Origin of the sequence: Pusillimonas sp. DMV24BSW_D (assembly GCF_011388195.1) — a bacterium.
Taxonomy (GTDB): domain Bacteria; phylum Pseudomonadota; class Gammaproteobacteria; order Burkholderiales; family Burkholderiaceae_B; genus Neopusillimonas; species Neopusillimonas aestuarii.
The window spans coordinates 900,572-922,733 of sequence record NZ_CP049990.1 but is presented as its reverse complement, the minus strand read 5'-3'; the positions used below and the strand labels follow the sequence as shown (position 1 = coordinate 922,733).

The window sequence follows — 22,162 nt, the reverse complement described above, 5'->3', positions numbered from 1 at the left end:
TTACAGGGGAATCGCCAACAGGGTGTCAATCGCAATACTGTCGCAAACCACCTGGCGTTTTTCAATTGCGAGCTCACTACCCTGTATTAACAACTGATCAACATACTTGCCCGAAGCAAACAGGCTCATTTCACCCGTTCGCATCGTTCGGGTAACCAGAAATGGCGTTTCCGCTTGGATGGTTCTTTCGCCAACACTATTAATCAATGGTGTTCCAACGATATGCCTGTAGCGATGGCGCTCATATATGTTGGCCTCCCGCAGGGCATTCACACGATCATGCAACATATTTCGGCTATCGGCATAAATAAGAACTGCAGGCCTTTGCTTTTGATAATTTTCAGCTGTCGTAATTTTGTACAGACATTGCTCAGTAAAAAAACGTGGCCATATCTCGAGATTATCCTCATCGAGGCTGGCGACGTAGCGAGCATTTAACTGACTCAGCTCATTGATATGTACTTGTGTAGCGCTCATAATTCCGACGACATGACAAAAGCATCGCAATAAAAACTGTTGCCGGGTAGATCCCTGAGCTGCATAAAATCCTTTCGAGCCGCATTAACCATTGCCGGAACGCCACATACATATACATCAACGTTCTCCAGGCTTGCAAAATCGTCCATAACCGCGTTGTGCACCAAACCTTCGCGGTCGACGCCATTTTTCTCTTCAGACAGCACGGGAACAAACGTAAAATTAGGAAAGCGGCTCGCCCACTTTTGCGCAAGGCTGGCCAAATAGATATCCACCTTTCGGCGCCCACCCCAATATAAATACACGGGTACTGAGGGGAAGCCCGATTTCATAAGCGTTTCGATGATCGACTTAACTGGTGCAAACCCGGTTCCGCTTACAACAAACAACAACGGCTTGCTAATCTCTCGAAGATAGAAACTGCCAAGAGGAAGCTCTATACTAAGGTAATCACCAACGCACGCCGTTTCCTCCAGATAAGAAGAGAACGCTCCTCCGGTGACGTGCCTTACATGCAATTGAACCGAATCCGTTTGATGCGAAGGGCTGGCCATCGAGTAACTTCGAAAGCCGCCGTCTCTTAGCTGAATATTAAGGTACTGCCCCGCTTTAAATTTCACCCTAACACCCGCGGGAAAGCGCAAACTCAGAATACTGACGTCGTCAGAAACTCGATCAAGTTTGTAAAGTTTGGCGCGGACTTTCTTGACCGCATCGGGATTCATACGGTCAATGGATGTCACTTGAATTGTTAAATCGGTTTCAGCCCGGGCCTGACAAAATAAAGTCCAACCATTCGATCTCTCCTCGTCAGTCAGAGCGCCCGGCTCCCTGTCAAACGCAATGCTGCCTTCTTTAACAACACCTTTGCAACTCCCGCACACGCCATTTCGGCACGAATAAGGTAACGCGTATCCAGCCCGCTTGGCCGACTCGAGAATTGTTTGACCGCTCTCGCACTCAAAAACAATATCCGTACCATCAACGATCACTTTAGTCATGAGCCTTGCTTATTCCTTGCACAAACATCTTACAAAGGGATGGCCAACAAAGTATCAATACTAATACTGTCGCAAACCACTACACGCTTCTTGAGTCGAATCCCCGAAGCTGTTCGGACTAACTCATCAACATATTTCCCGGTTGCGAACATGCTGATTTCGCCACCCCGCATGATGCGACTTACAAAAAACGCGGTTTCGCAAGCGATCACTTCCTGACCGTCTTCGATAAGCGGCATGCCGATTAAATGGCGGTAGCGATGGCTTTCGTATATGTTCGCCTCTCTAAGGGCACTAATGCGGTCGCTGAGCATCCCTTTACTATTGGCGTATATCAACCCGGCGGGCCGACCAGCCTCATAATTTTCAACGGTGGTCACCTTGTACAGGCAATGATCAATAAAAAAGTTTGGCCACGCCTCAAGCCGGTCACCGTCTATGCATGCGGCATAAGCGGTATTGAACTTGTTAATTTCTTCAAAAATAGATTCACTCATGCGTTAAAGCCCCATATGACTTCTATAAGCGTGCCAGAACCCTCGCACCGATGTTTCCGTCGCACGATAATCTGCGCTTTCAATATTGACCCCCCCCATTTGCACGACGCTATATTGGTCGGAGGCACACTGAATGCCTCTTTGAACGAAACCGCCAACCGCTCCATCCTCCATCGATACAAACCCTGAAGCACCAATCAAATTGGCCTGCTTTAGCCGCATTTCTTCTAGTTCGGCACTATCGTCTTCAAAACCGATGTATGTCCAGTTCAGCTCGGTTGACTCAACGCCTTTTGGAAGAATTTGCCGAACCGCGATGCTATTTTGAATTTGCTGCAAAACAAACCCTGGAAATACCGACAATATCTGCAAGGTGACGCCATCACCGAACTCATCCACACCTTCAAGCAAGCTGGGGTCCGCTAACCGATAGTCATCTTTATCTGATCTAAGCTTTTCTTTCTGATATTCCTCACTTTCGGAACTCTTTTTATCAATGACCGAGTAACTTACGTGATGAGCGCCGGTATCACTAACGATAACCCCACCTCGTTGAGATAAACGATTGATTTTGAATGTCGTGAAAAACACATGCAACAAGCTCGCATGGTAAGTATCTTTTACATTTTCAAAGTACAGCTTCCAATTGTTGGGAAGCATTTGTTTAAATTTTCCCAATACACGAATCGGCTTATGCAACACTCGTTCGATTCGACCCAGAATTTCCTCACCCAGATAATCCTCAATTGAAGGTACATCTTCATCCAGACTACCAAACACAATTCCGCAAACAGTGGCAACACGCAGTTTGCGCGGATCATAGTGTTCTTTCTGAAAGTCTGCAGGCATTCCACCTTTTCCGCCAACCCCATTCTGAAAAGCGATTCCTTTGAGGCTACCGGATAAGTCATAACTCCAGGCATGGTAAACACACGTCAATTCAGACGCGCTCCCACTATCAGTGATCGCTATAAGCGCTCCTCGATGAGCACATCTATTTTCAAAGGCATAAATTTCGCCATCCTGGTCCCTCGTAACCACAACCGGCATTTCACCTACAAAAGTAGTGATGTAATCACCAGCATTGGGAATCTCAGCCTCAAGACACAAATACCCCCAGGTAGGCCCCTGATAAATCTTTTCCTGTTCTTGCCTCAAGATCTCGGGATGCTGATATACCCAGTAAGGAATGTGAGACGTATCTTCACCCCAATTCAGGCTCGTATGACTGTTTTCAAACTCTAATTTGTTCATTTACGACTCTACTCAACAATTTATCAACATGCCTCAGTGACAAACTTGGTAACAACGTAGCCATCGAAAGTTTCCGTCCCACCTTCACTACCAATGCCACTATCTTTGACGCCGCCCAAAGGTGTTTCTGCCAACGCTATACCAAAGTGATTAACGTTGACCATGCCCGCCTCAAGGTTTGTCGACATAAAACTGGCTCGTTTTAAAGATTTTGTGAAAACGTACGACGCCAAACCATACGGAAGGCTATTTGCCCGCCTGAGCACGTCGTCAATCGTGTCAAAATGCGTAATCGGAACAACGGGGCCAAATGGTTCATTGACCATAATGTCAGCATCATCACTTACATCAGCTAAAACCGTAGGGCTGAAAAAATAGCCTTTCTCAAAATTTGCGGGCTGAGTTGCGACAACCTGTGCACCACGTTTTGTCGCGTCGTCGACCACATGCTGCATTGCTTCGACACGACGCCGATGCGCCAACGGCCCCATCTTTGTAGCTGGATCCAACCCATCACCAACGCGCAAATCCGCTATTGCACTGGAAAATTTATCAATAAAACTTTGATAAACGGGCTTTTGAATGTAAAAACGACTAGGCGCAATGCATACTTGACCAGCATTTCGCATTTTCAAACCCACCAACAGTGCAACTGCAGCGTCAATATCCGCATCGTCGAATACGACAACCGGTGAGTGACCGCCTAGCTCCATGGTGATCCGTTTCATGTGAGCACCGGCCAACGACGCCAAATGTTTACCCACAGGAACCGACCCAGTGAACGAAACCTTTCGAACGATCGGCGAAGTAATCAAATGTTGTGACACTTCCGGTGGGTTCCCCCACACAATATTGAGACAACCTGGTGGCAGGCCAGCATCTTCAAATATCTGCGCCAGCGCAACAACCGCACTGGGTGCATCCTCCGGCCCTTTTAAAACCAAAGTGCAACCTGCCCCCAAGGCCGCAACCATTTTGCGTATCGCTTGGTTGTAGGGAAAATTCCATGGCGTGAAAGCCACACAAACACCCACGGGCTCTTTCGTCACGAACTGCCTGACCCCCTCAACCCTTGGCGGAATAGTGCGCCCATATATCCGCCGGCATTCCTCGGCATGCCATTCAGCCTGTTCCGCACAATTCAAAACCTCTGTCCGTGCTTCTGCCAAAGGTTTACCCATATCAAGGGTTATATTGCGCGCTATTTCATCGACGCGCTCACGCGTTAATTCGGCTACCTTGCGCAGTATTTTGGACCGCTCGAGAGGAGACGAACGACGCCACGACTGAAACGCTTTGTGAGCAGCATTGAGGGCCAAATCAAGATCCTCGGTCGTCGCTGTTGGCAACTTACCGATTACCTCCTCAGTAGCCGGGTTCACAACGTCAAGACAATCCCTTTGATCAGCACCAATAAAATGGCCATCGATATACAACGAAAGCTCTGTGTACATATTAAACTCCTTGTTTCAGAGGAACACAGAGCCACCGTCGACTGCCAAAGTCTGTCCGGTAATGAATCCAGCGGCATCCGAGATCAGGAAGTTGAGTGCGCCCGTCAAGTCCTCAGGAACTTGATCTCGTTGAATCGAACGCGAAAGCTTGCGCGTTACGTCACCCATTTGCGAATGCAGGTCGTTTTTCAACACACCATCAGACAGCGTAAAACCTGGCGCAATTGCATTGACAGTAATACCTGCACCACCCAGCTCGCGGGCCAGCGAACGGGTAAAGGCAATGACCGCACCCTTACTCGCAACATAATGCGACATATTAGGAGGCCCTTTAATGGGAACAGTGGACGCAATATTAACGATCCTCCCCCAACTGTTCTGACGCATGGATGGAGCCACTGCTTTAGCACATATAAACGGACCCAGAGTATTGACTTCCATCACCCTCATCCATTCCTCATTTGAGATCTCCTCAAATGGACGCAAGGTCAAATTGGTAAAGAGCCCTGCATTGTTTACTAACGCATCGATTCGCCCGAATTTCACCAGCGACTGCTTAACCATATTGTTGACATCATCGCTACTGACAACATCGACCTTTACACCAAGCGCCTCACTACCCTGATCAATAAGACTATTTGCCGCCTCTTCACTTCCGTTCAAGTCTGCAATAACGATCTTGTGGCCCTCTGACGACAAACTTTGCGCGAATTTGAACCCAATACCACTGGCGCCGCCCGTAACAATCACTACTTTTGAACTTTCTTTCATTTTCTTAACTCAAATTAATGCTCGTCGATCGAATGGTTAAACCTGATGAGACGGTATGTGCACCACGAACTCATCTATATCGCCCGACATAACAAGTTGACAGGACAGGCGGCTAGTCTCTTTGTGCTCACTAGCAGCACTTTCGATCATTTCCACTTCAACATCCGCAATTGGCGGCACCAAATGCGTCGATGCCGGATCGACATAAACATGACAGGTCGCGCACATTGCAGAGCCACCACACTCTGCCACAATGCCGTCAATTGAATTGGAAACTGCCGCTTGCATAACGGTGACCCCCGGCGCAACCTCAATAACGTCTCGGCGACCATCGGGTTGAACATAAGTTACTTTTGTCATATCTCTCTTCTTGCTGAATCAGTAATAAAGAAACGGTGCTGCTCTATAGCGCTACCACACGTGCCGGGATTTGCTTGAATCCTCGAACGGTGTTGTTGTAATGCCGCACGGGTTCGCCCATCAGTTCGATTGAGCGAACTTTTTTTGCAAACGCACGCAGGAGAATATCGCCCTCCAATCGCGCCATCATCTGACCCGCACACCCGTGGATACCGGTTCCAAACCCAATGTGACCCGTAGCTTTTCTTGACACATCGAATTTATCGGGATCTGACCAGCGCCGGGGATCCCTGTTTGCAGAGCCAACAAACACGCAAATTTTCTGGTTCGCATCCATTTCCACGCCCGCCACCTCTACCGGCTTTGTCGTTGTTCGATAAAACGAGTGAAAAGTCGGCTCGAACCGAATCACTTCCTCAATCGCCTGCCGGGCCAACTGCGGGTTTTCTCTGAGAACTTCGTATTGGTCGGGATACTTGGCGAAACAAAGCATTGCATTGCAAAGCGTAAATACAGTGGTATCAAGCCCTGCAGAAAGCAGCGTGCGTACCAGCATTCCTGCTTCTTCGTGGGTTATTTCTCCCGCATCCGCTGCTTTATAAAGGTCAGCACCCAAACCATTGGGAGTCAGATTTTCTCTTTGGCATACATTGTTGATCCACTTCACCGACTCTTCAGCTTTAGCCAAGCGAGAAGTGAAGCGCTCATTCATGGGGCCAAACCCGTTGAACACCATATCACCATAAGGCAGTAAATTCTCCCTTCCCTCGGCAGGTAATCCAACCGCATCTGCAAATACTTTGAGCGGGTAAGCTTCACTAAAATCTTTTGCGGCGTCGAACTGTCCCATTTGAATAATCTTGTCTACCAAAGCGTCAGCTTCAGCCTCGAACGTTTCGCGCAATCTTCCAATCGACGCTGGCGATAATACTCTGGCCACCACCTTACGCGTTCTTGCGTGATGAGGTGGATCAGCCTCCAAGATAATGCTCGGTTTGCGCCATGGCTTTTCAGTATTGAAGTTAGTTAGCCCCACCCCTGCGCCAGAGCAAAATGTATGCGCATCAGACAAGACTGCATGCACCTCATCGTGTCGACCTAACGCATAAGCTCCGTAGCGCTCCAGCAACACAACGGGCCCAGCTTCTCGAAGCTGCTCATAATAAGGATAAGGATCAATCAGAACCTCCTCCGCATATGGATCAAAATCAGTAACGGGTACTGCATCCTTTGTAAAAGTGGCCAAACTAACCATGCGCTCGTCTCCTCCTAGCTGAATAACTTCGGCAGCACTTTGCGTTAAGCACTCGCACTACCATTGCCTATTTATTGCGCACAAGTTTAGGGAAGGATATACTTGCCGTCAAAGAAATCGATCATTTTGTGCGCATAGCGAATTAAAGGCGAGGACGTGGCTAAGTCAACTCATCACAACGACGTAAACACCCAACAACACACCCATCTCCCAAAAAACAGATCAAATGAAGATAAAGAGTACGTCGCCGGGCTCGAAAAAGGCCTTTCAATCATCGAGGCATTCGGTATTAAAAACACGCCCCTTACGTTGAGTGAAGCTGCCGAGATTACTGGCCATTCACGTGCCTCGGCCAGAAGGTCTCTATTAACCCTACAAAAACTAGGTTATGTGGAATGCGACGACAAGATGTTCCGTCTTGCACCCCGGGTACTTCGGCTCGGCCATGCTTATTTAACATCAACCGCTTTAGCACGCACAATTCAGCCCACACTTGAAGCAATTAGCGAACGAACGAATGAGTCGAGCTCCTTTGCCGTTCTGGATGGTTCCGACGCCGTGTTCGTGGCAAGAGCAGCAACCCGCAGAAGCCTTTCAAACGGATTGGGACTTGGTTCGAGACTGCCTGCCTATTGTGCGGCAACTGGCAGGGTATTGTTAGCAGACCTTGACCCCGACGAAGCAAAAACCCGCCTCGAGCGAAAGCCTCGTCAGAAGCTAACGCCCAATACGCGCATCGACATCCCCACGTTAATGTCATACTTGAATGAAGTACGAAGGGTCGGCTACGCGATCAGTGACGAAGAACTGGAGCTGGGCGTCCGATCACTTGCTGTACCGGTTAGAGATCAAAAAGGCCAAACCATTGGATCAATCAGCATCGTCAGCTCGACGTCAAGACGAAGCCTCGAGAACATGATCGAAAACCTGCTGCCCGAACTTGAAAGAGCACGGTGGATGGTTGCATCGTTGATCTAATAAGTATCTTACACACCAAGATGGGTTTTCAGCCTGTCGGCGTCAGACAATAACTCTGAACTTGAACCCTCAAAAACAATCATACCTTTGACCATAATCAGGTTTCGTGTACTGATCTCTGTAATCGCCTCAAAATTCTTGTCAACGATTATCGTCGCGATACCAGACTCTCGAATAGCTGCTATGATCCGCCAAATTTCCTTGGCAATTAAGGGCGCCAATCCTTCAGTAGCCTCATCCAGAATTAACAAATCCGGGTTAGTCATCAAGGCTCGCCCAATACTCAGCATTTGTTGCTCCCCCCCCGATAACTGAGCGCCACCATTACTCAGCCGCTCCCTTAATCGCGGAAAAGAGTCCAGAACCCTGTCATAAGTCCAGTCAAGACGCCCATCTGAACCCGGACGCGCTCCGAGCAATAGATTCTCTTTCACCGACAAGTTGGGAAAGATACCACGCCCTTCAGGAACGTAGGCTATTCCCATGCGTGCTACCTTATAGGTAGGCATACTCTTGCCTGACCTACCCTTAACAAAAACCTCTCCCTCCCGCGGCCGCACCACACCAACCAAACTTTTTATCAACGTGGATTTACCCATACCGTTGCGGCCCATCAGCCCAACGGTTTCACCACGCGAGATCGTGAAGTCTATCCCGTGCAAAATATGGCTCTGGCCATAATATGAATGAATTCCATGAGCACTCACTAATGCTTCTGACATATTGAACCAACCTTTAGTGTCCGAAATAAGCTTGCTGAACCTCGGCGCTGGCACGTACCCGATCGGGCGTGTCCGTCATCAGGACAGATCCATTTACCATCACCGTAATAATGTCTGCAATGGCAAATACGGCATCCATATCATGCTCCACCAGCAAAATACCATGTGTCTTTACAAGCTTTTTAAGCAGATCGATCATTTGAAAAGACTCTTCCGAACCCATGCCTGCGAGCGGCTCATCGAGCAACAAAACGCTCGGTTGCGTCGCAAGAACAATCGCTAACTCAAGCTGCCTTTGCTCACCATGAGATAATGCACTGGCAACCCGGCTTTCATAACCCTCTAATCCTGTTTCCCAAATCGCTTTCTCAGCAAGATTCTTATAGGGCTCATAATTGCTCGCGCTAGAAAAAACGGCGCCTAAGCGGGGCTCACGAGATTGCGCGGCCAAACGACAATTCTCCAGCACCGTAAACATTGGAAAGATATTGGTTTTCTGATAGCTGCGACCAATTCCCAGCAGAGAACGCTCATTTGGTTGCAAATGTGTCACATCGAGATTACCCAAAAACACCGAGCCACTTGAGCAGGTTAAGTCGCCGGACAACATATTGATCAGGGTCGATTTTCCAGCACCATTCGGGCCAAGAATCGCATGCGTTTTACCTTTGTAAACAGACAACGACACATTGTCGTTCGCAACCAGACCCCCAAAATGCTTGGATACATTTTCTGCTCTTAGCAACACATCGTTCATTACGCTTTCCCAACAAGTGCTTTAAGCCGGCTGGGTAGCGAAGCCAATCCACCCGGCAAGAACAAAACAAACAATACAATCGTTATGCCAAGCCATAGCTGCCACCAATCGGTATATGTCATGAAAACGTCTTTAAGCAAAATGAAGGCGAACGCCCCCACCATGCCGCCAACAAATTGACCCATACCACCAAATATCAACATAAGCAGGACATCTGCCGATTTATGCCAGGACAAAAGCTCCGGATTAACACCGTAACTTTGGGCAGCAAACAAGTAACCAGCCAAAGAAGCAAAAACGCTTGCAATGACAAAAACAATCAACTTATAACGAAAAACAGGAAAACCAATTGACAGCATTCGATGCTCATTTATTTTTATACCCTGCACCGCGCGCCCTAAAGGTGACCTCAAGAAAAACCATAATAAAACAACAGAGAAAAACAGCGCTGCCAAAATAAAGTAATACATGGTCAGAGGGTTTTCCAAATCCAGCAAAACCCAATTACCTATTTCCAACGTAGGCCGCGCATAGAGATTCAAACCGTCCGTACTTCCACCAATGGCTGGAACATCATGCACAAGAAAATAAAACACTTGCGCAAATGCCAAAGTTACCATGATGAAATAAATGCCCTTGGTCCTTAAAACAAACAAGCCAACGATAAAGGAAAGTACTGCTGCGGCGATCAGCGCAACAGGCAACGTGATCCAAAAACTGTCGGTAACTTGGTAATGGGTGGAAAGGAGCGCAAACGCATATGCGCCTACTCCAAACCATGCTGCGTGCCCAAAGCTGATTAAACCCGTGTACCCCACCAGCAAATCCAGGCTGACTGCAAATAACGCCAGTATCACGATTCGCGACACCATGTCATTGTAGAAATCAAGACCAAGCGTCGGAAACAACAATAAAGCGATAAACATCACCGCTAAAAGCGCATATTTATTTTTGCTTTCTACCATCAGTATCACCGCTTAAAAATTCCTTCAGGTCGCCACAATAAAACCATGGCCATAATTATGTATGTCAGCATCCCCGCCACACTCGGGAAAAATACGCTGCCAAAAGTGTCTGCAAATGCAATGACCATAGCCGCAAACAAGGCACCCCAAACAGAACCGATTCCCCCAATCACAACCACGACAAAACTCACAATCAACACTTCCATGCCCATCCCTGGCGCAACCGCCGAGGCCGGCGCGTTGATCATGCCCGCAAACGCGGCAAGCCCGACCCCGAGAGAAAACACGAGACGATTGACCATGCTGATATTGACTCCCAGAACTTCAGCCATACCACTATTTGTCGCCCCCGCTCGAATCATCGACCCGATGCGCGTTCGGTTAATTAATATATACATACCAATGGCGACCAGAACGCACACCCCGGACATAAACAGGCGATAGAACGGGTAAGACATAATGTCTCCGAGCGGTATGGAGAAATTCAGCCAAGCGGGGACATCGATGGAGTGAACTTCGTCACCGACGAAAATGCTGCGCAGCTCTTCAAATATCAAAATCAAGCCATAGCTCAAAAGAACCTGCTCAAGGTGATCTCTTTTATAAAGGTGCTTGAATAATGCCCACTCCAGAAGAGCACCAATGATGACGCTTAAAATTGCGCCCAATAATACTGCGACGAAAAAATTTCCTGTAAGGCCTGTTATGGTGAACGCAAAATATGCACCCATCATATAGAAACTGCCATGCGCAATATTAATGACGCCCATTACACCAAATATGAGCGTAAGGCCACTTGCTATTAGAAACAAAAGCAATCCATACTGAATTGCGTTCAATGCCTGGATTAATAGTGACCCTAACAATATATCCATAATAGATTCTTCGATTTTTAATCGGGTGTTTCAAGCAAACAAAAAGACAAACGACCGCCGTTTTAAGACGGCCGCTTGTCAAGGAGTAGCCGTTAAGGTGTTACCGTTTGCAATCAGGCGAAGGGTCAGCCAGCGCTTCCACCGCAATACCCACCATGACATTCTGATCACCACGTGCTTCACGAATATACATATTCATGACAGGGTTATGCGATTTGGAAAATGACAGAGGCCCGCGGGGACTATCAAGCTTGGCGTTTTCCATCGCGCGAATCATGTCTTCTTTCTTGGAGGTATCGCCGTTGACTGCCTCAAGGCCCGCGATGAACAACTGCGCAGAATCATAACCCTGTACCGCAAACACATCAGGAGTTTCGCCATGAGCCTTCTTGTATGCCTCGATAAAGGCCTGATTTTTGGGATTGTCCAAGCCATCGGCGTAATGCAATGCCGTCAGCATCCCCTGTGCAGAACTTCCCTGCGCCTCGAGCGTACCCTCTGTGAGGAATGCACCATATAAAGGGATCTTGTCTTTCAAGCCCGATGCTTCGTAGTCTTTTGTTAATTTCACCTGAGCAGCGCCTGCCACAAATGCATAAACGGCATCGGGTTGAAGTGTTGCAATTTCCGTGAGCAATGGCTGGAACTCAGTATTGGGGAAAGGAAGAGACAGATGCTTCAACACCTTACCGCCACCAGCCTCGAAGGCTTCCTTGAAGCCCGCTGTTTGCTCGTCTCCGGCTGCGTAATTCCACGCCAAAGAAACAGCGGTTTTATGTTTTTGAGCCATTAGCGCACCAACTGCATAGCCAGCTTGCCAATTAGAGAAAGAAGCTCTGAAGATGTTTGGTGAACATAAGGCACCAGTTAACTCGTTTGCGCCAGCATTGGGAATAATCATTAGCGCACCCGTGTTCTTGGCCACGCGCGCCATCGTTAACGCAACACCAGAATGTACCGTACCCACAAGCACATCGACATTGTCGCGACGGATCAATTTATTAGCGTTCTCATTTGCCTTCGCAGGAGCCGACTCATCGTCCAACTCGACATACTCAATGGTCCGGCCTGCGATTTTTCCACCCTTCTGATCAATCGCCAGCTTAAAACCATTAGTAATATTCTGACCTAACTCCGCGAACGTCCCGGAATATGGCAACATCAGCCCGACTTTCACGTCGTCGGCAGCATACGCCCCAACAGAGGTGAAAGTCAGTGCAGTTGCAGCTAGCAAACGTAATGAAAATTTGCGTCGCATAAATGTGTCTCCTCAATTTATTTAAGTTCAATACCGCTAATCGCCCTCAAATAGTGTCTATTCTTGTCGTACTTCTATCGTATAGCTCGTGCTTCAGGGGGCGCTAACAGGTTCAAAGTGTATGTTTCGCCACTTTTTAGTGTCAACGATTTCGGAACATTTATGCGCTATGCGAACAATCTTACGTGGCATCCTCCTCGATTTTGTTCATCTCAGTTTTCACAACCGCTACCTCGGTCCATGCAGAGCCCTGTACTCCAAACGGTTGCGTAACCGGCTGCGGCGTTAAGTTAGTAGCCAATCGCAACATGTCGGGTCGCGAATAATGCCCCGCCGAATCGCATGCATACTTCAGGAACACTATTTCAGATAAGTCCACATCGGCAACCAGGATGGTTTCGTCATCGGTATTCGGCCCGGCCAACATACGTCCGGTTGGCGACACAATCGCGCTCCAGCCACCGCCCGTGCGAATCATGTCCGGCTGGTCAACCAAGTCAAGCCGCTTGAGCACCTCATCATCAATCCGCGAACTGGCATTCACCACAAAGCATTGCCCCGCCCAGGCATGGTAGCGTGCCGCCGTTTCCACTACGTTGTTAAAGAAACCGGAATTGGGATCGTGCGTGAGCGCCGAAATACCGGGCCAGCACCCGATATGAATTTGCTGGCGCTGGCTAATGAGCGCATAACGCGCAAGATCCATGGTGTGTTCCCAACAAATCAACCCACCCATTCGGCCAATATCCGTATCGAATACGGGAAGATCGGAGCCATCCCCGCGGCCCCAGATAGTGCGCTCAACGTGCGTGGGCTGCAGTTTGCGATGCCGCCCCATAATGGCACCGGTGCGATCGAAATACAGTTGGGTGTTGTACAGCGTACCGCCATCGCGTTCCGATACGCCCAGCACCACATACACACCGGCACGTCGGGCCGCCGCGCCGATGCGGTCGGTGGCTTCGGTGCCCACTTCAACACTGTTTGTGAAAAGCTCGTAATACAGTGGCGCACCCCGCGTAGGCGTATGCGTCCAGATCCAGAACGGATACCCAGGCACAAAGGTTTCGGGAAACGCCACCAAGTCCGCGCCCTGCTCGGCCGATTCCTCAATTAAGCGACATGCCTTTTCAATTGAAGCTTCCCGGTTCAGGAATACCGATGCCGCATGCACTGCCGCCGCACGAAATTTCGGAAAAGTATCAGCCATTTTGCCTCCTTTGGGATGAGCACCGTGCTATACATTGCACGCGTTTTATAACAATATTGCACTAGCATATAACCCATTTAAGAGACTTAAACAAGATTATGAGCACAACCATCACGGCAGCGGTTAGTCGCATTACGGGGCAGCCCTTCTCCCTTGAAACGCTTGAGCTTGAAGACCCGCGCGACAACGAAGTACTGGTTCGCATTGTGGCAACCGGCATTTGCCATAGTGACTTGCACATGCGCAACGCCCCCGACCGTGTGCCCAAACCTATTGTGTTGGGCCATGAAGGCGCGGGGGTGGTAGAACGAGTGGGAAGATCAGTCAAAAAAGTGCAACCAGGCGATCACGTGGTGATTACATTCGACTCATGCGGCGCGTGCCCCAATTGCACCCAAGGCCATGCAGCCTACTGCCAGTTCCTGCGCCGACACGCCTTTTCAGGCGCGCGTGCCGATGGCTCCACCGCACTACGCTGCAACGGCGAAGTGATTCACAGTCATTTTTTCGGCCAGTCGTCGTTTGCCGGCTATAGCATCTGCACAGAGCGTAATGTCGTTCCGGTTGACCGCACGTTGCCATTATCATTGCTTGGCCCGCTAGGCTGCGGTATTCAAACGGGCGCAGGGGCGATGATTAACTCACTTAAAGTAGGTGCAGGCGATCGCGTCGCTGTACTGGGAAGCGGCTCTGTTGGGTTGGCCGGTGTCATGGCCGCCCAAGTGGCGGGTGCCGCCACCATTGTGGCAGTTGACCTGCAGGCGAATCGGCTGGCATTAGCCGAACAATTAGGCGCAACCCATACGTTAAAGAGCACCGACGGCGACCTGCTGAGCCAACTGCAAGCCATTGCCCCACAGGGGTTCAATGCCATCCTCGACACCACCGGCCATGACGGTCTCATTAAGCAGGCAGTGGCAGCACTGGCCGCCTTTGGTGTATGCGGTTTGGTGAATACTGTTTCTGGGGCCGACATTCACGCCAATATTCTTGACCTGGTGCGCGGCGGTCGCTCTGTACGAGGCATCCACCAAGGTGACAGCGTACCCGAAATTTTTATCCCGAAGCTTATCGAGCTATACAAGCAAGGCCGCTTTCCGTTCGACAAACTCATTCGCTTTTATGACTTTGCCGACATTAACCAGGCCATGGCAGACATGCATGCCGGCACCACCATCAAACCAGTTATCCGCATCAGCCCCGAGCCGTGATCAAAGCCAGCATTTTCTGAAAAAACGGATGTTCAGGATCGGCAAAGGCATTCATGACATCGAAATGATTCGCCCCCGGAACAGCGTAACGCTCCAGCCGGCGATCGGGGCTTTCAAACGTTGAGACATATAAGTCGGACTGCGCATTGAAAGCGTCCGACTCCGCCTGGCCGCACACCACCAGTTGAGGCGCATTGCTGCGTAGCGGCAGACTCACCGGGCTGATCGCAGCCGCTTCTTCTACATCCATCCGCAACACATCATTTAACGGAATATCCACCAGCGGCCGCAAATCATGCAAGCCCGAAACCGGAATCGCTCCAAGAAACAAACTGGACGGCAGGTTGGAGTCGTACGACGCCCAATCGGTGGCCATCATCATGGCGGTTAAATGCCCGCCCGCCGAATGGCCGGATACAAACAACTTGCGCGATACGCCCAGCGCCTCAGCATTGCGCCAGATCCAGGCCATCGCCACCCTCACTTGCTGCACAATGTCGGTCATGCGCACATTCGGGCAGAAGTCATAATTGATGGTAATGCACGACACGCCGCGCGCCACAAATGGTTCGGCCACATAGCTATAGAACGATTTATCGCCCTTATGCCAATAACCGCCATGAATAAAAATCAATGTCGGAGCGTGTAAGCCATTATCGGCAAGAAAGCAGTCGAGCGTGCCGCGGCTACCATGCCCGTATGACACGTCCAGCAAGCAACGCGCCTTTTCCCGAAACACTGCGCTTCGTTCACCCCAGGCCGGCCGGTAATTCACTTCCGCCCGCAAAATATCCAGCCCATAGCCGTTTTGATCGTATTCAAGCTTGTCGACTTTCATTGTTCCAGCACTCCGGGTCAAACTACTGCTTTACTTCAAAGGCTGCATTCTACTGCCACACTGCGGGGTTACGCCAAGCTTGCCGGTACAGCGTCCCATGGCACGGCCACCGACATGACCCGCTTTTCTATGCCATCCTCAAAAGTACGGAAACCTGATTAAATTATTTAAATATAACTATAACGACTAGGTAAGGTGATGATTAGCACTGGTTATTCAATCTATCTGGTGCAAGGATAGAAGACGTTCCAAAGTAATTTGGAAGTCATTGACATCAATAACTACATTCGGAGATGCGTCATGCCCTCTTTTCTTGGTAAACGATTAACCATCGGTACCGCAGCACTGGCCGTTGTCGGCTCATTGTTTGCTTCCGCCGTGCAGGCCGATGAAATCAAGGTTGGCCTATTAAGCCAGTATTCCGGTACGTACTCATGGTGGGGCCAGGAGTATGACCGCGGCGTGGAAATGTTCATGGCCGAAACCGGCGGAAAAGTCGGCGATCACACCATTGTCATCGAGAAGCGCGATGAAGGGGGTGTGAACCCGCAGCGCGCCCGTCAGTTGGCTCAAGAACTTGTTATTCGCGACAAGGTTCAATACCTGACCGGCGGCGTATTTACACCCACAGTTATGGGCACTGCCGATGTCGTTGACCAAACCAAAACGCCTTACGTATTCATTAACGGCGCAACTTCCAGCATTACCGACAAAACCCCGTATTTTGTTCGGGTCGGCTATACCTCCTGGGCGTACTGTGTGCCACTCATGAAATGGGCTTACGAACAAGGCGCCCGTGAAGCCGTCTCTGTCACGGCCGACTACGCGCCCGGCACCGATATTGCCAACGCGTTCGACACCGCTTTTACCGAGCAGGGCGGCAAAATCCTCGAAAACATCAAAGTGCCACTGGGTACCACCGACTTCTCAACCTACTTGCAGCGCGTCGCCGACTCCGGTGTTAAGCACGTGTTCATGTTCATGCCGGTCGGGCCGATGTCTGCAGGTTTCATCAAGGCATTCCAGGCACGTGGTCTGGGCGACGAAGGCATTACGCTGTATGCCGGCGCTGAAACCCAGGAATCCGACCTGCCCGCCATTGGCAAGTCGGCAGCGGGCATCATCACCGCACTGAACTACTCGCCTTACCTCGACACCCCCGAAAACAAAGACTTCGTCAAACGCTATAAAGCGCAGTTCGGCCCCGACGCCATCCCCAGCCTGGCCTCGATGGGTGCTTACGACGCCATGCACGTTATTGCTGAAATGATCAAGGCAACCGACGGCAAGAAAGACGGTGAAGCGGCCATGGCCGCCGTTAAAGGCTACAGCTGGGACAGCCCTCGCGGCCCTGTTTCAATCGACCCTGAAACGCGCGAAATCACGCAAAACATCTACATTCGCGAAGTGAAACCCGTTGAAGGCGGCTTAATGGGCAACGTTCCCATCTTCACCTACGAAAATGTCGTAGAACCCTGGCATGCAATGCAAAAGAAATAAACCATGCCGTAGCTGCGGCCCCCAACAACCGGGGCCGCAGCTTACCTTCCGCTTTCCTTCCCGACGCCCAGTCCAACGAGTCGCTCCATGCCAAACGCGCTTTCCACTTTCTTTATCCTGACGATCGATGGCGTTTCATACGGGATGATGCTCTTCCTCATTTCGGTAGGGCTTACCATTACGCTTGGTGTTATGCGCGTTGTTAATCTAACCCACTCCGCGTTTGCCATGATCGGTGGCTTCATCGCGCTGTGGTTAATGCAAACAACCGGCATGCATTTTTTTGCGGCACTGCCGTTAAGTGTCGTTGCTACCATGGCTATCAGCCTGGCCATGGAGCGCACCCTGTATCAATGGGTCTATAAGTCAAACCCACTGGGGCAACTGCTCATGACCATCGGCATGACTTTCGTCATTACCGCGCTGGTTAAAAACCTTGCCGGCCCCCAGATACAAACCATTACGCTTCCTCCCTCGTTGATTGGCCAGTTGTCGTTCGGCGACATGAGCATTTCCACTTATCGCCTGTTCGTATTGGGTACAAGCGTGGCGGTTGCAGCGGCGTTATGGCTATGTCTTGAGTACACCACTTTCGGCGCGCGCTTGCGCGCCGCCGTTGATAACCCTCGCATGGCACGCTGCGTCGGCATTAACGTGGCGCTTGTGTTTTCCGTCACGTTCGCCATCGGCTGCGGCCTGGCCGCGTTGGGTGGGGCCGTGGGCACACAAATGTTGCCGCTCGAACCCTACTATGGCTTGAAATACCTGGTTTTGGTGCTCATCGTTGTGGCAGTGGGCGGCCTGGGCAGCTTGAAAGGCTCCCTGTATTCAGCACTCCTGCTGGGCTTTATTGACACCATGGGGCGCTATTACATCCCCGCACTGGGTGGATTCATTATTTATCTTGCCGTCCTGGCCATCCTGCTGGTCCGTCCGCGCGGCCTTGTCGGCCGTGCCGGCTAACCCGGAATTGCAAACGACATCATGAACACTCAATCGAACAGAAACCTGGTGGTCGGCGCATTCCGCCGCCAACGATATAACCTGGCCGATGTCGCGCTGGTCGCCGCCGCCATTCTTACCTTGATTTTCGGCGAATACTATTTAGCGCTGGCGGCCATGGTGGTCATTATGGCGATTTTTGCGCTGTCGCTCGACCTGGCTCAAGGGTATGGCGGTGTGGAATCGTTAGGGCACGCGGCATTCTTCGGCGTCGGCGCCTATGCAGCGGCGCTTTACGCGCTGCATGTTTCCTCAGAGCCGATCAGCGGCTTGCTGGTTGGTGCCATCGCCGCCGGATTGGCCGGATTGCTCTCGGGGTTTGCCGTGCTGCGTACGCAGGGATTAACGCAGTTGATGCTTACCCTGGCGGTAGCCAGCTTATTGTATGAACTGGCCAACGTGGCCAAATCGGTTACGAACGGCGACGACGGCCTCACCGGCTACGATGTCGACCCCGTACTGGGCCTGTTCCAATTCGACATTTTTGGTTTTACGGGGTTTGTTTATGCCTGCGTTGTATTGCTGCTGGTTTACGCACTATTGAAAAAATTGGTGAACGCGTCTATCGGTCAAACCGCGCAAGGCATTCGGGAAAACCAAACCCGCATGCGCATGCTGGGCGTACCGGTTGAGCGCCGGCTTTGGCTGCTTTACACCATTTCAGCGGCCATCGCCGGTATTGCCGGAGCCTTGTCGGCACAAATCAACCGCATCGTCGGCCTTGATTCCCTGGCCTTTACGTTGTCGGCCAACGTGCTGGTAATGCTTGCCCTGGGCGGGCCCGGTCGCTTGTACGGCGCCATTTTCGGGGCCATTCTGTTTGTGCTGCTATCGGATCGCGCGGCGGCAATCGACCCAACCAACTGGTTAGCGGTTCTGGGCGTTGTCTTGATTCTGATCGTGCGTTACGCCCCCGACGGCCTGGCTGGACTCGTGTCCCGCACCGTCGGCAAAAGGAGCGCAAAATGACAGCTGCACTTGAGCTTCAAGGGTTAAGTAAAGCGTTCGGGCAACTCCAGGTCACACAGAATGTGAACTTAAAGCTGGAAAAAGGCGCACGCCATGCCCTGATCGGCCCTAACGGTGCAGGCAAAAGCACGCTGGTCCACCAAATTACCGGTTTGTTGCATCCATCCAAAGGAAACATTCTGCTTAATGGCACCGACATCACCCGCTTGTCGCCCGAGAAGCGGGTAAAAATGGGTCTCGCGCGCACCTTCCAAATCAATTCCCTATTCAACCATCTTACCGTCGGCGAAAACATTGGCCTGGCTTTAACCGCCCGCGAAGGGCGCGACGCACGTCTGTTCGGCAGCATCACCCAGTCGGCGGAACTGATGGACGAAGCCGCGCAACTACTGTACTCCCTTGGGTTGCTGGAATTGGCGCACAAGACGGTAACCGACCTCGCATACGGCCAAAGGCGGCTGATCGAAATCGCCCTGGCATTGGCGCTTAAACCCAGTGTACTTTTACTCGACGAGCCCGTTGCCGGCGTCCCTTCAACGGAAGGCGCACGGTTGTTCGACCTGCTCGAGCGCCTGCCACAAGACGTCGCCGTGCTGGTCATTGAGCACGACATGGATCTGGTGTTCCGATTCGCGCAGCGCATTACCGTGCTGGTTGAAGGCGCCGTGCTGGTCGAAGGGACGGTTAAAGAGGTGCGAAGCGATCCACGTGTTCGCGCCGTTTACCTGGGAGAACGCCACCATGGCTGAACTATTGAAAGTCAATGATTTACATGCCGGATACGGCGAAACCGTGGTGATTGAAGGACTCTCTTTAAGCTTGCAGGAAGGCGAAGCATTAAGCATTCTGGGTCGTAACGGTGTGGGCAAATCCACGCTGCTTAACACCCTTATGGGTCTGACCACACAGCACTCCGGCACCCTTCAGTATTTAGGTAAAGACATCGACAAAGTTCCCAGCCACGAGCGTGCAACCTCGGGCCTGGGGCTCGTCCCCCAGGAAAGGGAAATTTTTCCCTCACTGACGGTACATGAGAACCTGCGTGTCGCCCAGCAACCGGGGGATTGGGATGCCGCCCGCATTTACGAGCTATTTCCACGTTTGGCCGAACGCCGGCGCAATATGGGCAACCAGCTCTCGGGCGGCGAACAACAAATGCTGGCTATTGGCCGCGCCCTTATCGGTAACCCCCGTGTTCTATTGCTCGACGAGCCGTTTGAAGGATTGGCACCCATTATTGTTGACGGACTAGTTGATGCTTTCCGTAAACTACGCCAAAACTCACCTATAGGCATCATTTTGGTTGAACAACATGCCGAACTGGCACTTGAGTTAACCGAGCGCGCCATTGTGCTGGATCGCGGTATGATTCGTTGGGAAGGCCCAAGCCGGCATCTGTTGCACGAGCCTGATCAACTGGCTGAATTAATTGGCCTTGGCGCTGAGTAACTGGCCGACGATTATCGGCCAGTTAAGGCCTTAACGTGCGTTTGGCACCCGTCGCGTTTTCATGAAGTCTTCAAACGACTGGCCACGCATGATGGCGTAAACCTCTAAATTGGTTTTTTTCACCACGCGGGCAAACTTTTCCAGCACGAAGAAGTTTACGCCATGCTGCACCAGTCCCAGCCAGTCTTCATTCCGAATCAACGTTTTTTCTTCTTCGGTTAAACCCGCCTCGGTCATTAAAGCATCGGGGTCTTGCAAGTAGCGTTCACGCCATTCTGCTTTAATCATGTTCCAAAAGAAGCGGTTAATGTTCAGGCGACGGTTGCAGGTGCGAATGTCGAACGCATACGTGCCTTCGATGTTTTCAATGCCTTTTAGTTGTGGATTCATGACTCGCCCCCTTAAACCGTAACGCTTTGATTCGACGCAACCGCAGACGAAGTGGTTTCTTCTTCACCTTCGTACACCACGACTGTCATGGCCGTGGTGGTGGCCAAATAATAGTTTTGATGAATCTTGCGAATTTTTTCGGGCATGGCCCCGCGCATGGCCAGCCACATAATTTGCTCCACACTCTCCGCGCCACCCAAGCGAACATAATCGGCGTGGGTCAACTCTGTGAGTTTTTCAGGGTTGTGCTGCAAAAGCTCAAGGAACTCCTGGTCCCACTCTTCATTGTTAAAGCCCGTACGCTCGCCATGAATTTGATGTGACAAACCGCCGGTGCCCACGACGACCACCCGCAAATCTTCCGGGTAAGACTCAATCGCACGACGCAACGCCTTACCCAACTTGTAGCAACGGCGCGGTGTAGGCAGCGGATACTGCAACACATTCACCGCAATGGGGACCACCACGCCGGGCCAGTCGGGCTCGTGCGGCCACATAAGGGGCAACGGCGACGCGCAACCGTGGTCTATCGGTTTGTTTTGGGTAATAGTGAGGTCGAACTCATCGTTCACCAGCGATTCGGCAATATGCGCCTGCAAATCGACATTGCCGCGAATATGCGGCAAATTGCGCAAACCTGCACCCTCGTCGGCAATGGGGAAACGTTCACCCACCCCTAGCGTAAACGTGGGATACATGTCGAAGAAAAAGGTGGTGGCGTGATCGTTGTAGATGAACACCAGGACGTCGGCCTTGTTGTCTTCAAGCCATTTGGCAACGGGCTTATAACCATCGAACAAGGGTTTCCAGGCGGGATCTTCCTGCTTGCCCTTGTCGTAAGCAACGCCAATAGTGGGTACGTGCGACGTACCAATAGAACCAATAATCTTCGCCATGACTGTTTCCGCCGAAAAAGAGTTTTCCTAAAGATTCATTCTACTTTTGGGATCCAAAATTAGCAATTATTTT

General features: G+C 50.9%; 24 protein-coding genes. 7 read left to right on the top strand and 17 right to left on the bottom strand.

The window, feature by feature from the left end; translation table 11 throughout:
• The 8 genes from G9Q38_RS04455 to G9Q38_RS04420 are packed head-to-tail and all read right to left on the bottom strand — an operon-like array spanning position 1 to position 7,069.
• A complete protein-coding gene (locus tag G9Q38_RS04455) occupies positions 1–477 on the bottom strand; it encodes an aromatic-ring-hydroxylating dioxygenase subunit beta (RefSeq protein ID WP_119442418.1) in 477 nt (158 codons plus the stop codon).
• Entirely contained in the window at positions 474–1,478 is a 1,005-nt protein-coding gene (locus G9Q38_RS04450; RefSeq protein WP_166128191.1) for a 2Fe-2S iron-sulfur cluster-binding protein, read from the bottom strand. The genes G9Q38_RS04455 and G9Q38_RS04450 overlap by 4 nt, the downstream gene beginning before the upstream one ends.
• Before the next feature lie 29 nt (positions 1,479–1,507).
• Complete coding sequence (locus G9Q38_RS04445) at positions 1,508–1,975, bottom strand: aromatic-ring-hydroxylating dioxygenase subunit beta (protein WP_119442420.1); 468 nt, start codon at positions 1,973–1,975, stop codon at positions 1,508–1,510.
• 3 nt (positions 1,976–1,978) lie between these two features.
• Positions 1,979–3,229 carry an aromatic ring-hydroxylating dioxygenase subunit alpha gene (locus tag G9Q38_RS04440; protein WP_166128189.1) on the bottom strand — a complete coding sequence of 417 codons (1,251 nt, stop codon included), beginning with the start codon at positions 3,227–3,229 and terminating at the stop codon, positions 1,979–1,981.
• A gap of 23 nt (positions 3,230–3,252) precedes the next feature.
• A complete protein-coding gene (locus tag G9Q38_RS04435; RefSeq protein WP_166128186.1) occupies positions 3,253–4,683 on the bottom strand; it encodes an NAD-dependent succinate-semialdehyde dehydrogenase in 1,431 nt (476 codons plus the stop codon).
• 15 nt (positions 4,684–4,698) lie between these two features.
• Positions 4,699–5,454, bottom strand: a complete 756-nt coding sequence (locus tag G9Q38_RS04430; protein WP_166128183.1) for an SDR family NAD(P)-dependent oxidoreductase — start codon at positions 5,452–5,454, stop codon at positions 4,699–4,701.
• Between the two features lie 36 nt (positions 5,455–5,490).
• Positions 5,491–5,814 carry a 2Fe-2S iron-sulfur cluster-binding protein gene (locus tag G9Q38_RS04425; protein ID WP_114420330.1) on the bottom strand — a complete coding sequence of 108 codons (324 nt, stop codon included), beginning with the start codon at positions 5,812–5,814 and terminating at the stop codon, positions 5,491–5,493.
• Positions 5,815–5,857: 43 nt separating this feature from the next.
• On the bottom strand, positions 5,858–7,069 hold the full coding sequence (locus tag G9Q38_RS04420; protein ID WP_114420329.1) for a cytochrome P450: 1,212 nt from the start codon (positions 7,067–7,069) through the stop codon (positions 5,858–5,860).
• A gap of 156 nt (positions 7,070–7,225) precedes the next feature.
• Between G9Q38_RS04420 and G9Q38_RS04415 the strand changes: the two genes are divergently transcribed.
• Positions 7,226–8,047, top strand: coding sequence for an IclR family transcriptional regulator domain-containing protein (locus G9Q38_RS04415; RefSeq protein ID WP_166128180.1), 822 nt, complete (start codon positions 7,226–7,228; stop codon positions 8,045–8,047).
• Positions 8,048–8,055: 8 nt separating this feature from the next.
• Here G9Q38_RS04415 and G9Q38_RS04410 read toward each other — a convergent pair whose 3' ends face one another.
• From G9Q38_RS04410 to G9Q38_RS04385, 6 genes are all read right to left on the bottom strand, one after another.
• Complete coding sequence (locus G9Q38_RS04410) at positions 8,056–8,769, bottom strand: ABC transporter ATP-binding protein (protein WP_166128177.1); 714 nt, start codon at positions 8,767–8,769, stop codon at positions 8,056–8,058.
• Positions 8,770–8,782: 13 nt separating this feature from the next.
• Entirely contained in the window at positions 8,783–9,526 is a 744-nt protein-coding gene (locus tag G9Q38_RS04405) for an ABC transporter ATP-binding protein (protein WP_166128176.1), read from the bottom strand.
• Positions 9,526–10,491 (bottom strand): branched-chain amino acid ABC transporter permease, encoded by a 966-nt coding sequence (locus tag G9Q38_RS04400; RefSeq protein ID WP_166128174.1) that lies wholly within the window; start codon positions 10,489–10,491, stop codon positions 9,526–9,528. Before G9Q38_RS04400 ends, G9Q38_RS04405 begins: the two co-directional genes overlap by 1 nt.
• Positions 10,492–10,496: 5 nt before the next feature.
• Positions 10,497–11,366: a branched-chain amino acid ABC transporter permease gene (locus G9Q38_RS04395; RefSeq protein ID WP_114420324.1), complete on the bottom strand. Its 870-nt coding sequence runs from the start codon at positions 11,364–11,366 to the stop codon at positions 10,497–10,499.
• 100 nt (positions 11,367–11,466) lie between these two features.
• A complete protein-coding gene (locus G9Q38_RS04390) occupies positions 11,467–12,624 on the bottom strand; it encodes an ABC transporter substrate-binding protein (RefSeq protein WP_114420323.1) in 1,158 nt (385 codons plus the stop codon).
• Between the two features lie 181 nt (positions 12,625–12,805).
• On the bottom strand, positions 12,806–13,834 hold the full coding sequence (locus G9Q38_RS04385; RefSeq protein WP_119442431.1) for a carbon-nitrogen hydrolase family protein: 1,029 nt from the start codon (positions 13,832–13,834) through the stop codon (positions 12,806–12,808).
• A gap of 98 nt (positions 13,835–13,932) precedes the next feature.
• Between G9Q38_RS04385 and G9Q38_RS04380 the strand changes: the two genes are divergently transcribed.
• On the top strand, positions 13,933–15,045 hold the full coding sequence (locus G9Q38_RS04380; RefSeq protein ID WP_166128172.1) for an NAD(P)-dependent alcohol dehydrogenase: 1,113 nt from the start codon (positions 13,933–13,935) through the stop codon (positions 15,043–15,045).
• On the opposite strand, the gene G9Q38_RS04375 is transcribed toward G9Q38_RS04380, so the two are convergent.
• Positions 15,029–15,883, bottom strand: coding sequence for an alpha/beta hydrolase (locus G9Q38_RS04375; RefSeq protein WP_166128171.1), 855 nt, complete (start codon positions 15,881–15,883; stop codon positions 15,029–15,031). The genes G9Q38_RS04380 and G9Q38_RS04375 overlap by 17 nt on opposite strands.
• A 300-nt stretch (positions 15,884–16,183) precedes the next feature.
• Here G9Q38_RS04375 and G9Q38_RS04370 point away from each other — a divergent pair, with 300 nt between their 5' ends.
• From G9Q38_RS04370 to G9Q38_RS04350, 5 genes are all read left to right on the top strand, one after another.
• Positions 16,184–17,383: an ABC transporter substrate-binding protein gene (locus G9Q38_RS04370; protein WP_166128168.1), complete on the top strand. Its 1,200-nt coding sequence runs from the start codon at positions 16,184–16,186 to the stop codon at positions 17,381–17,383.
• Positions 17,384–17,470: 87 nt separating this feature from the next.
• Positions 17,471–18,346 (top strand): branched-chain amino acid ABC transporter permease, encoded by an 876-nt coding sequence (locus G9Q38_RS04365; RefSeq protein ID WP_166128165.1) that lies wholly within the window; start codon positions 17,471–17,473, stop codon positions 18,344–18,346.
• Between the two features lie 21 nt (positions 18,347–18,367).
• Positions 18,368–19,354, top strand: a complete 987-nt coding sequence (locus tag G9Q38_RS04360) for a branched-chain amino acid ABC transporter permease (RefSeq protein WP_166128162.1) — start codon at positions 18,368–18,370, stop codon at positions 19,352–19,354.
• Positions 19,351–20,103 carry an ABC transporter ATP-binding protein gene (locus G9Q38_RS04355; RefSeq protein WP_166128160.1) on the top strand — a complete coding sequence of 251 codons (753 nt, stop codon included), beginning with the start codon at positions 19,351–19,353 and terminating at the stop codon, positions 20,101–20,103. The genes G9Q38_RS04360 and G9Q38_RS04355 overlap by 4 nt, the downstream gene beginning before the upstream one ends.
• Positions 20,096–20,803 (top strand): ABC transporter ATP-binding protein, encoded by a 708-nt coding sequence (locus tag G9Q38_RS04350; RefSeq protein WP_166128157.1) that lies wholly within the window; start codon positions 20,096–20,098, stop codon positions 20,801–20,803. The genes G9Q38_RS04355 and G9Q38_RS04350 overlap by 8 nt, the downstream gene beginning before the upstream one ends.
• Before the next feature lie 30 nt (positions 20,804–20,833).
• Here the strand turns inward: G9Q38_RS04350 and G9Q38_RS04345 are convergent, their stop codons facing one another.
• Complete coding sequence (locus tag G9Q38_RS04345; RefSeq protein WP_166128155.1) at positions 20,834–21,193, bottom strand: protocatechuate 3,4-dioxygenase; 360 nt, start codon at positions 21,191–21,193, stop codon at positions 20,834–20,836.
• Positions 21,194–21,204: 11 nt separating this feature from the next.
• Positions 21,205–22,089 carry a gallate dioxygenase gene (locus G9Q38_RS04340; RefSeq protein ID WP_166128152.1) on the bottom strand — a complete coding sequence of 295 codons (885 nt, stop codon included), beginning with the start codon at positions 22,087–22,089 and terminating at the stop codon, positions 21,205–21,207.
• Positions 22,090–22,162: the final 73 nt, after the last annotated feature.